The sequence below is a fragment of the Oceanisphaera sediminis genome (assembly GCF_039539745.1).
Taxonomy (GTDB): Bacteria; Pseudomonadota; Gammaproteobacteria; order Enterobacterales; family Aeromonadaceae; genus Oceanimonas; species Oceanimonas sediminis.
Genome location: NZ_BAABDS010000049.1, coordinates 1 through 11,064, shown reverse-complemented (window position 1 = coordinate 11,064; position 11,064 = coordinate 1). Strand labels below are relative to the sequence as shown.

Below are 11,064 nucleotides of genomic sequence, written 5' to 3'. Positions count from 1 at the left end.
CCAAACGAGTCTGAACGGCGGTTCTGGAAAAGCTCTAAAACCGTGGCCACTTTTTGTTGACCACTACAGAAGTGGGACGCTGTTGAGAAGGATGCGATGGTAGCCAAAGGTAGCCTCCGAAAATTGGCCCGAGAACTTGGATATGCCAACGATGGAGGCAGCCAGCTCAAAACTATCCGCGATTGCATTGAGCGTCTATGGGCAGTGTCGGTGATTGTGACGCGTAACGGGAAGCGACAAGGGTTCCGCATCTTGTCCAATTACATGAGCGACGACCGAGAAGGTAAATTGTTTGTCAGTCTGAACCCTCGATTGGCTGAGGCTGTTATGGGAGAGCGTCCACATACTCGTATCGACTTGACCGAGGTTCGGGCGCTAAACACCGACCCTGCCAGATTGATACATCAGAGATTATCAGGCTGGATTGACGCTGGAAAATCCAGACGCATAGAACAGGATACCCTTTGCAACTATGTCTGGCCGGACAAAACGAAGAACTATAACACCCTGAAAAAACGCCGTCAGACGGTTCGGAAGGCGTTGACTGAACTTATTTCGGTGGGTTGGACTGTACATGAATACGCCAAGGGTAAGTGGGAGATTAGGCGGCCAGGGGCCAGGCATGCCAATCCTCCCAGTGTGACAGCACCCAAGTACCGGCGTAACGGTACCCAAGTACCGGCATAACGGTACCCAAGTACCGGCATAACGGCACCCCTTATAATTTTATAAGCTTATGTAAATTAAGGGTTTTAAGTGATTTTTGAAAATTGATCCAAGATATTCCAAAGAATATCTACTATGCGCGGCTTGCCCGCATCATGAGGGTACGTTCAAGCCTTGCCAATTAAAACGACCTGCGGCCGTTGGTTTAACGCCAGGAGGGGAAGAGCCCAAACGGCTCAGTAACCCTTCTTTCTTGGCGTTCAACCCGACCGAAGGGAGGAAATGATCAAGGTGCTTCGCTCTGTGGTCTCGTGTGCAGGTGCTGAAAGTGTCAATGAAACGGGTTTTACAAACTTCATGCTCATTTAACTTATTGAAACTTAAAGGTGTTATTTTCTTCTGCTCACTACAGCTCCGTTTTGTTGACACTTGAGGGGCGCAAGAATCGGGCTTTATTGACATATGAGGGGCGGTGACTGGAGTAAACAAGGAAACCGGGTGGAAAGCTGTGTATTCCAGTGTGCAGAACACAATAACAGCACTACAGGAAAACGCTGTGAGATCGCTATTTTACCGCTGTTGGAGCGTTACTGGATCGCTGTAACTGTCGGGTTAATTGTGCATTCAGGCTGTTATGGCAGGAATACACAGCAAAAAACAGAAGAAGACACAGAAAAGCAGAGAGATGCACAGGGCATGCACACAAAAACGAATGCTGAGATGCGGGCAGGATGTGTGAAGTAGTCCCACCATGCAAGCATGGCGGTGCCTCTTCACTGGCCCTTATTCGCACCTGCGGTGCTCAACGTTCATCCTGCCCTGCGGGGCTATAGCGCTTTGCTGGCAACCACGAAGAGGACATCAAGATGGAGGCACAGGAAAACAAAACTACCAGGAAGAGCTGTACCCCGATCAAGGTGTATTGCTTGCCTGAAGAGCGAGCGGTGATTGAGGAAAACGCCAGGAGGGCGGGACTGAGTGCGTCAACCTACCTGCGGGAGGTGGGGCAGGGTTATCAGATACAGGGAGTAACCGATGCGGAGCAGGTGCGTGAGCTGGTGAGGGTAAATGGTGATTTGGGCCGCCTGGGTGGGCTGTTAAAACTCTGGCTGATGAATGATGCCAAGGTGGCTGCGTTTGGACCCAATACGATACTGGCGCTTCTGCAGCGTATCGAAACGAACCAGGTGCGAATGAGCCATCTCATGGAATTCATTCTTCGGCCAAGGGCCGAATCATGATTGCCAAGCACGTTGCCATGCGCTCACAGGGAAAATCCGACTTTGCCGGGCTGGTGAATTACATCACCGACAAACAGAGCAAGGAGCATCGGTTGGGCCAGGTACGGTTGACCAATTGCGAGGCGCATTCAATCAGGGATGCCATCAGTGAAGTGCTGGCAACCCAGTTTGCCAACACCAGGGCGAAAAGTGACAAGACGTATCATCTGATTGTCAGCTTTCGGCCCGGTGAACAGGTAGATGCCAAAACTCTGGCCAGCATCGAAGACCGTATTTGTGAGGGACTGGGCTTTGGTGAGCATCAGCGCATCAGTGCCGTTCACAATGACACTGACAACCTGCATGTTCATATCGCCATCAACAAGATCCATCCAAAGCGCAACACCATTCATGAGCCCTACTACTCACACCGAGCATTGGCCGATCTATGCGGGGCCATGGAGCAGGACTACGGGTTGCAGCAGGATAACCATATGCCGCGCCGGCAGGGTGCTGAGGCCCGGGCAGCAGACATGGAGCGCCATGCGGGCATTGAAAGCCTGATTGGCTGGATAAAGCGCGAGTGTCTGGACGAGCTTAAGTCTGCGCAGTCCTGGAGCCATCTGCATCAGGTGATGAGTGCTAATGGTCTGGAACTTAAAGCACGGGGCAACGGGCTGGTTGTGGTGTCCAGCAATGACGTAATGGTTAAAGCCAGTACCCTGGGGCGGGATTTTTCCAAGCCGAAGCTGGAAGCACGTTTCGGTCCGTTTGAGCCAGGGCGAAAGCAACAGGCCAGCCCCCGCCGGACTTACCGTAAAGAGCCGGTGCGACTGCGGATAAATACCACCGAACTTTACGCCAAATACAAGGCTGAGCAGGCGACAGTAACGGCTAACAAAACAGCGGCCCTGGAAGCGGCACGGCGGCAGAAAGACCGAAGGATTGGGCACGCCAAGACCAAAGGCAAAGCGAGGCGGGCAGCGATAAAACTGACCGGCAGCGGCAAGCTGACCAAGAAGCTGCTTTATGCACAAGCCAGCAGTGCCTTGAAAGCTGACATTGACGCCATCCAGAAACAGTACCGGGAAGAGCGCACGGCCATTTATGAAGCCAACGCTCGGCGCACCTGGGCCGACTGGCTCAAGCAGAAGGCCCAGCAAGGTGACACTGAGGCGCTGGCGGCGCTGCGGGCCAGAGATTCTGCTCAGGGCCTCAAGGGCAACACGCTCAACGGAGAAGGGCAGACCAAGCCCGGGCATTCACCGGTGATCGACAACATCACCAAGAAAGGCACCATCATTTATCGGGCTGGCTCCAGCGCTGTACGCGACGACGGCGACCGGCTGCAGGTATCCAGAGAGTCCGGCCAGGCAGCTGTGCAGAATGCGCTCAGAATGGCGATGGAGCGCTATGGCAACCGCATCACTGTGAATGGCTCGCCGGAGTTTAAGGCAAGGGTGATCCGTGCGGCTGTGGATGGGCAGCTATCGGTTACGTTTGCTGATCCCAGCCTCGAACAACGCCGCCAGTCGTTGGCCGGGTGCCAGAGCACAACCGATGCCAAAGCTCGAAGCAGACGCGCCGGAGTGCCACCAATCGGCAAGTGTCCGCCATCAATGCGCCGTAATCGACTGCAAACCTTATCTCAGCTCGATGTATTGAGCTTTGATAAAAACGCAAACAGAGCACCATCTCAGCCAAAACCCAGTGAACAGGAACAGCGCAAGGCTAGGCTACGAGCAGAAATGGACGCCAAGAAAGCGAAAAGACAAAAGAAGGGGCGGTCATTGTAGCGCCTTTTTTATTAACCCTCGGGAAGCCTAACCGTTCCCCAGGACAATGACACCGATGTTCAACAACCATGCGGCCGCGCGTTCTAACGGTGTCGCGCAGGTCGGACGCCGGGATAGTAAGTGACGAGCTATCTCAGTAGAGGTCCACATTCACCGCTGATTTTCAGCAGGGGTAGCGATCACCATCAGTCTGGTAGCTCGCTACAGGTTGGTGAGTGCAACTTGGTCACGACAACACTAAGAGCACTCAATCATGCAAAGAGAACCGATTTTAGCGGCTAAAATGGCTGCGCTCGCTTTTTCAGTCGCCCTGATCATTCCTGTGCCCGTGCAGGCGGGCATTCCCGTGGTGGATAGCACCAACCTGGCGCAGAACACCATGTCAGCGATGGAAGCCGTTGCGCAGACTCTGAAGCAGATTCAGCAATACCAGACCCAGCTGCAGCAGTACGAAAACCAGCTGCAGCAGTACGAAAACCAGCTGCAAAACACCATGGCTCCGGCTGCTTACATCTGGGATCAGGCTCAAACCACCATCAATGACCTGGTTCAGGCAACCAATACTCTTCAGCATTACAAAAATCAGCTTGGCAGCCTGGATGTCTACCTGGGCAAGTTTCAGGATGTGGCCTATTACCGGGGCTCTCCTTGTTTTAATGGTTCTGGCGGTTGCACGCCGAGTGAACAAGCGGCAATGGAAGAAAACCGCCGCCTGGCGTCTGAGTCGCAAAAGAAAGCCAACGACGCACTGTTCAAAGGGCTGGAGCAGCAGCAAGACAACTTGCAGACCGACGCACGGCAGCTCCAGCGTCTGCAATCTGCTGCCCAAGGTGCAGACGGACAGCTGGCCGCCATCGGCTATGCCAACCAGCTTGCCAGCAACCAGGCCAACCAGCTACTTCAAATCCGCAGCTTGCTGATTGCGCAGCAGAACGCTGAAGCCACACAACGTGCAGCGGAAATGGATGCTCATGCCAGAGGCGAAGCGCGAGAGAAACAGCTTCGAACCTGGAGTTATCGACCCAGCTCAGCAGATCGTTACTAAGGAGGACGCCATGAAAAAAGTCATTCCATTTGTGGCCGTGTTTGCCTTGGTAGGGTGTGGGCAGGAAACGTTGCCAGAGCCGAATGCAGCAAGCTGTGCGCCGGCCGCATTTCAGCAGGCCATCAGCGAGCTGAGAAAAGAGGTGAACCGGAAAGCCTTCACCGAGGCTTGCCGATCCTTCGAAAAAGCTCAGCAGATGCGCAGCTGGGAGTTCAAACCCAGCTCTCCGGACCGTTACTAATGGGAAGTTACAGCATGAAACAAATTGTCTTTTATGGCCTGGCCGCTCTTGTTGTATCGGAGTCTGCAATGGCCCAGGAATTATCCAGCAGCAACATTATGGATGATGTGCTGGATCGCTATCATAGTGCTGTCTCAACCTGGGGGCCGGTCATTGAGGCGGCGGCGAGCCGTCTCTTTTGGACCTTAGTGGTGATCTCAATGGTCTGGACGTTCGGCATGATGGCGTTGCGCAAGGCCGATATTGGCGAGTTCTTCGCGGAGTTGGTGCGCTTTACCATCTTCACCGGGTTCTTCTGGTGGCTGCTCACCAACGCTACACATGGGATGAACATTGCGGGAACGATGGTGGCATCTTTACAGCAACTTGGTGCCGAAGCCGGAGGCCTGGGAAGTAGCACTCTGGGCCCGTCCAGTATTCTGGATATGGGCTTTGAGCTGTATGACCGGACGGTACAGGCCACATCGGAGCTGAGCTTGCAACAGTTCGCCACTGCGCTGATGATGGAGCTGATGGCACTGGCGGTATTACTGGTGCTGGCGATTATATCCGTGAACCTGCTATTGCTGTTGGTCGCCAGTTGGATACTGCTGTATGCGGGTGTGTTCTTCCTGGGCTTTGGTGGCTCCCGTTGGACCTCTGACATGGCAATTAACTACTACAAGGCCATTCTCGGCATTGCGGCTCAGCTGATGGCCATGGTGTTGCTTGTTGCCATTGGTAGAGATTTCCTCACCCATTACTACTCACAAATGAACGAAAACATGGCGTCCCAAGAGTTGGTGGTGATGCTGGTAGTGTCGGTGATCCTGCTGTTTCTGGTGAACAAGGTGCCTCCCATGATCTCCGGCCTGGTATCTGGTGGCAGCGTAGGTGCCATGGGTATTGGCTCTTTTGGAGCGGGTGCTGCAATGGGTGCAGCCATGACAGCGGCTGGAATGGCCATGGCCGGTGCCAAAATGGCCGGAGGTGCCATGTTGGGCGGTGCCGCGAATGCAGTAGGTGGCGCGTCGGCCATCAAAGCCGCATTTGAAAAGGCATCGGCTGCTCCTTCTGCGTCCGGTGGCGAGATGCCTGGCTTCGGTGAACCTGGTCATGGGGCCGGTAACTCGACGGCCGAAAGTGCAAGTGGTGGCTATGCGGGTACGGGAGAAACTCCATTCGCACAAGCTGCTGGCTTTGGCAGCACTAGCCCTCAGCCAAGTAATAGTACTGGTGGATTAAACCGGGTGGCTTCTCTGGCTGCAGGAACGGCTGGGGAGCTAGCAAAAGGCATCGGCTCAAGGGCTGCGGTAAAGTTTCAGGACAAGGTGAGTCAGACCGGCGGCGGCCGTTTGGCGTCCTCGATCCGAGAGGGTATGGAGCCGCAAAGCGATAATGGCACAGGAAACGGTAACAAGAGTGACAGAACGGGAGAATCTGCTCCATCGTTCGACAGCGACAGCCTGGGCGGCACCAGCGATGTGAACCGCAGCCAGTATGACACTTAAGGAGATACCAAGATGAAACAACGTAGCTTCATGGTTGCCTTGGACATGCTCGACGAAGCCCGGGAATCACATACCGAGGCCGCTTTTGTACCGGTTATCGAAGCATCGGTCGAAGAAGAGAAAGACACGAAGGCGGAGATCGCTGCCTTTGTAAGCCGTCCTGATCCTACTGGCTGGGTGGAAGCATCGAATAGCAACCGCATCAGTAATGACGCAGGATCTGGAGCTGGGAAAACTCCGTTTTCGGATGCGGCAGGCTTTTCCAGTATTGGCTTGTAAAAGCACTCGGGCCGGTGATTATGCACCGGCCCGTTTTTATTCGGATGAGTGTTAGAACAACTCATAATCAATATACATTACAATCATCGATATACTTTATTTTTTAATACCTCTAAATGGATTTAGAGGTTGTTCGAATTCGATAGCTTGTAATGTGTGCCAGTTTTTAGACAAATCAGCCACGCCAAGGTTTTCTGTCAATCGCTTTCCCATGGTTGTTATTTCCGACTTTCTTGTTCGGTTGTTCAATAATTTTAAAAGGTCGCCATAATGATCTCCACTAATAGCTGCTGCTTTAAGAATCAACTCTGATAGTTCAAATCCAGCAGATAATAGCTCTCTAAGTGATGAACCCTCGCTTAGTTCCGGTAGCCCCATGTCATAACCTAGGTTGTTTGTCTTGTTTGCTATGATTTGAATCATGCTGAGAACAATGTTATTAGAATTTCTATATTTTTCTTGTGGTTTATCTCTGCTAGAGTATATCCCATCAAGTTGATTTATTGTGCCTCGAATGATATCTCCCATTTCATTTATGTAAGTCACCACAGAGGCTTCTGGCGTTAAATTTAGCTGAAAAGGCTTCTGCTCTCCAGATAATACTCCTCTATACAAAAAAACATGAATAGAAGGTAAGTGTTTTTTTTCAATTAATACCCACTTAGATATCTCTGTATGGACCTCTAGTATTTTACAGAAATGGCTAGAGTGAGAATAAAACAAGTCGTGAAGCCGCTTTTCTTCCTGACGTAGATTGTTCTCTATTTGTTGCGCCATCGTTACTGCTGCTTGCTTTGAACGATGGTTGATTGCCCCCCAAGATATTAGGGGGATTGAAATTGAGCTTAAAATTATGGGTAGCCTAAGAACATGCAATATATCAACTATTGAGTCTGCAGCCCTTTCGGGCTCAAACTTAACGTTGGTTAAATTGATCAAATATAATGCAATTAATCCTGCTGATAAATTAATTGATAAAAAAGAAATCCAAAAAAAATATGTTTTAAAAAACGACCTGTAAATATCAGGATCTTGTATTTCATCAAGTCTTAAGTCTAAGGTCCTAGTTTTCACTGATAACATATTCAATATACCTGGTTTGTATTATTAGCATGCGGTTATTATGGCAGTAAATGGTTTGATTTTGTAGTGTTTCTAATGTGCGTAAAAATGATTTAAGATATAATGTCACCACGGTAACAATGGTTGCCATAACCTGATGCGTTCCTGTTTCTCATTCTAGTTAAAACTGAGCTAGAGCGTGTTCCCAAAGTGCTTTTTTTATGTGCAATAGTCAGGCTGGTGCTTGACTAAGGATAACCAATCACTGAAGCCAACCAGCTTCGCTGGAAACTATAGGCCGCTGCACACTGATGTTGATGATGCGGGAATAAGGCCATCAGACAGGACGTTAGCAAGTGAGATATGATCTTCCTCCGATAATATGCAAGCAGCCGCTACCATGCCTATAAAATTAAAGCGATGAATGGTAGGTGGAGTATATTAGCATCAAGCAGAACACGTGTCGTTAAGGCCTCTCTGGGGTAACTTTCTATTGGAAACTGTTTAGCTTATTTAAAAATTATATTTATGATGAAAGTCAAAAGGCATTGGTGATTAAGTTATGAGCTTCTATGTTTGGTATCTCTCTAATCATCATAATGACTGGCTTCCATTGGTATAGGTTGATAGACAACTTATCCGATTAAATAAGTTGTCCATCACGACCTAAAAAGGTGTAAGATAATAAGATACTATACCTAAGTGAAAGTTAAGGGTTGACCATGCCAGTTATTGATAAAGAATATGAAGAGATATCTCTTAGTGATGAACATCTAAAAAATCCATTGCTAATGGCATTGGCATGGAAAAAAAAGTCACCAGTACATACGATCTACTAACTGGTATGCTGATAATTTCGAGTTGGATATCTCGGCACTTAACCTTATAAAACATTGTAAAGAATGGACTGAAAGTCTAGCTAGTCCTATTAAGTTTTCTAAACTAGAGTTAGTTCCAGCTCCTAAAGCTAGTAAATGGGAGTTTATTGATAATGACAAGAAAGCTAATTTTAATAATCTTTTGTTTGATGTTGAAAAGACAGATTTCGATCCACTTTGGCGACCGAAGACTAACCAGGATGAAAATGAATCTACAGTAAGTCTAAGACCTTTAGCTCATATTTCTATACGCGAGCAGTCGATGATGACGCTGTTAATGATGGGGTTAGCTAATGAAGTTGAAACTATGCAGGGTAACCCTGAAACTTCGCTTGAAGAGGTTCATGCTAAAGGTATAGTGAGCTATGGTAACCGCTTATATTGTCAATATTCTGAAGGCGGTCTTGCCAAACACAGCTATGGAGCAACTACTACTTATAGCAAATACTTTGTTGATTATCGTAATTTTCTAAATCGCCCTTATCATTTTGCTACTGAAAAACTTGGGGAGATATCGCCTGATGAACGTGTTTATCTAGTTGAATTGGATTTATCTAAGTTTTTTGATTTGATTAAACGCGATGTACTAATAGAAAAGATAAACTTATTAGCTAAGCTAGAACATGGTAATGATAAATATCAATGTTTAGATAATTTGTTATCTGCCTTTGAAAAGTGGAAGTGGTCGGAGGGTGCTGCTAACTCTTATAAAGAATTATGTTGTTCAAACAAAGTGCCTGAAGCGCCAAATGGTCTACCGCAAGGTTTAGTTGCCGCAGGTTTTCTCTCAAACGTTTACATGTTAGAATTTGATGAAAAATTAAAAGAAAAGATCGGGGATACTTTTTCTGATGATAGCATAAGGTTAGTTGATTATTGTCGTTATGTTGATGATGTTCGTTTGGTGCTTGTTGGACCAGCCCCCTCAAAATTATCTTTAATGGAGATTAAGGAGCGCGTTATCGAATTTATTGAGGGGGAGCCGTGTTGGAGTAAGCTAAACTTACACCTAAATGATGAAAAAACTAGAGTCGAAGTGTTTCATGGTCGTAAGGTCGGAGTTTCTAACGTGTTGGAAGAAATTCAACATCGCCTAAGTGGTCCAATATCTCTTGATGAAGCAGAAAATCAACTTGGTCAATTGGAGAATTTACTTTCTATTTCTAACGACAATCCGTTAAGTAATATGAGAGAAGGTTTTGAAGTCAATCTACTTGCGCATGTTGAAAGTGCCCGCTTTGATGTTCGAGAAGACACATTAAAACGTTTTGCAGCAAATAAGCTTACTAAAATTCTAAATGAAATTCGACATTTCACCACGCAGCAACCCGACGAGAGCGGTAATCTTCAACCAGGTTCTTGGGATTATTTACAGGAACGTATTGCACGGCGATTTATCGCTTGCTGGAGCTATGACCCTTCTTTGGTGTTATTGCTTAAAAAAGGGGTGGAGATTTTTCCAAGTACCAAGTTATTAGTGCCTGTCTTACAACAGCTTGATTCAGTTATAGCTCGTAATTCAAACCCGAAAGAGGTAGCAGTTGCAGAGTATTGTCTATCAGAGATCTATCGTCACTCAGCGATTGTAATTCACAAAAAAGATCGTCTGGCAATTCCAGCTCAAGCAAATGTGGATGACTTTTTTGAATTATTACAAGATTCAGCTGCGCAATGCTGTGGGCGTAAAGAATATGGAAAATTCGATTTATTGAGCGAGCAAGCTTGCTTTTTACTATTAGTTCGTGGTGATACTAAATTAGATTCAGAATTCGCTGATTTAAGATATAGTCTAATTGATAAACTCATTCGTGGGTTTAGAAATATCCCTGTGGCAAAGAGTATTAAAGAGCAAGATATAGCATCAGCTATTCTAATGGCTAATCAGATTAGTAATGCTAGTAAAGAATGTATTCGTGCGACGTCATGTTTATTAGAAGCACAAAACAATAAGCTTAAAATTGACGATGTTTTTAAATTTATTACCATTCAGGATAAGACTTTTGCTACCAGCTTGATTCGACATGCTAGAGGTGTTAAACAATTATGGTGTGATGATGATGAAGTGAAGAGAATAGTTAAGTCACTACACTTGGATATTAAGCCTTTAGCTATGCCGCTTGATAAGATAGAAAAAGAAGTGAGCTTGTTGCGATTAGTTATGCGTGATGATAACCCTTTTGCTAACGAAATTATGGCGTTGTTGTTGATGAAAGCAACTCTAAATGATGAAAACATCAACTTGCTAAGAGAGAACATTGGAAAACCTATCGACCTAGCCTCCACTAAAGTTCAGTTTAATCGTTTCTCTAATATAGTTGGCTATGTATGAGTTAACTGTGTCTACACTGTATTTATATACAGAAATATGGTGGGCCAGATTATGGAAT

General features: G+C 47.4%; 9 protein-coding genes and 1 pseudogene. 9 read left to right on the top strand and 1 reads right to left on the bottom strand.

All coding sequences use genetic code 11. The features are described 5' to 3' along the window. Positions 1-78 precede the first annotated feature (78 nt). The 8 genes and pseudogenes from repC to ABD827_RS16950 form a co-directional block, all read left to right on the top strand. Positions 79-687, top strand: a pseudogene (gene repC, locus ABD827_RS16985) (replication protein C, IncQ-type); the annotation flags it as partial. A 477-nt stretch (positions 688-1,164) separates the two neighbouring features. Beyond that, a complete protein-coding gene (locus ABD827_RS16980) occupies positions 1,165-1,410 on the top strand; it encodes a hypothetical protein (protein WP_344965874.1) in 246 nt (81 codons plus the stop codon). Between the two features lie 122 nt (positions 1,411-1,532). After that, positions 1,533-1,907, top strand: a complete 375-nt coding sequence (gene traJ, locus ABD827_RS16975) for a conjugal transfer transcriptional regulator TraJ (protein WP_344965873.1) — start codon at positions 1,533-1,535, stop codon at positions 1,905-1,907. Beyond that, on the top strand, positions 1,904-3,682 hold the full coding sequence (traI, locus tag ABD827_RS16970; RefSeq protein WP_344965872.1) for a TraI/MobA(P) family conjugative relaxase: 1,779 nt from the start codon (positions 1,904-1,906) through the stop codon (positions 3,680-3,682). The genes traJ and traI overlap by 4 nt, the downstream gene beginning before the upstream one ends. 253 nt (positions 3,683-3,935) lie before the next feature. Continuing rightward, positions 3,936-4,727, top strand: coding sequence for a P-type conjugative transfer protein TrbJ (gene trbJ, locus ABD827_RS16965; protein WP_344965871.1), 792 nt, complete (start codon positions 3,936-3,938; stop codon positions 4,725-4,727). Positions 4,728-4,737: 10 nt separating this feature from the next. Next, positions 4,738-4,968, top strand: coding sequence for an entry exclusion lipoprotein TrbK (gene trbK, locus ABD827_RS16960; RefSeq protein ID WP_344965870.1), 231 nt, complete (start codon positions 4,738-4,740; stop codon positions 4,966-4,968). Between the two features lie 14 nt (positions 4,969-4,982). Next, on the top strand, positions 4,983-6,458 hold the full coding sequence (trbL, locus tag ABD827_RS16955) for a P-type conjugative transfer protein TrbL (protein ID WP_344965868.1): 1,476 nt from the start codon (positions 4,983-4,985) through the stop codon (positions 6,456-6,458). Between the two features lie 12 nt (positions 6,459-6,470). Beyond that, a complete protein-coding gene (locus ABD827_RS16950; RefSeq protein ID WP_344965867.1) occupies positions 6,471-6,737 on the top strand; it encodes a hypothetical protein in 267 nt (88 codons plus the stop codon). 96 nt (positions 6,738-6,833) lie between these two features. Here ABD827_RS16950 and ABD827_RS16945 read toward each other — a convergent pair whose 3' ends face one another. Further along, positions 6,834-7,820, bottom strand: a complete 987-nt coding sequence (locus tag ABD827_RS16945) for a hypothetical protein (protein ID WP_344965866.1) — start codon at positions 7,818-7,820, stop codon at positions 6,834-6,836. An 840-nt stretch (positions 7,821-8,660) separates the two neighbouring features. On the opposite strand from ABD827_RS16945, the gene ABD827_RS16940 reads away from it, so the two are divergent. Next, positions 8,661-11,006 carry an RNA-directed DNA polymerase gene (locus ABD827_RS16940; protein ID WP_344965865.1) on the top strand — a complete coding sequence of 782 codons (2,346 nt, stop codon included), beginning with the start codon at positions 8,661-8,663 and terminating at the stop codon, positions 11,004-11,006. Positions 11,007-11,064: the final 58 nt, after the last annotated feature.

Bases quoted from the DNA above. Each gene is read 5' to 3' on its own strand.
- traJ (WP_344965873.1), top strand. From the start codon at position 1,533: ATGGAGGCACAGGAAAACAAAACTACCAGGAAGAGCTGTACCCCGATC.
- traI (WP_344965872.1), top strand. From the start codon at position 1,904: ATGATTGCCAAGCACGTTGCCATGCGCTCACAGGGAAAATCCGACTTT.
- trbJ (WP_344965871.1), top strand. From the start codon at position 3,936: ATGCAAAGAGAACCGATTTTAGCGGCTAAAATGGCTGCGCTCGCTTTT.
- trbK (WP_344965870.1), top strand. From the start codon at position 4,738: ATGAAAAAAGTCATTCCATTTGTGGCCGTGTTTGCCTTGGTAGGGTGT.
- trbL (WP_344965868.1), top strand. From the start codon at position 4,983: ATGAAACAAATTGTCTTTTATGGCCTGGCCGCTCTTGTTGTATCGGAG.
- ABD827_RS16950 (WP_344965867.1), top strand. From the start codon at position 6,471: ATGAAACAACGTAGCTTCATGGTTGCCTTGGACATGCTCGACGAAGCC.
- ABD827_RS16945 (WP_344965866.1), bottom strand. From the start codon at position 7,820: ATGTTATCAGTGAAAACTAGGACCTTAGACTTAAGACTTGATGAAATA.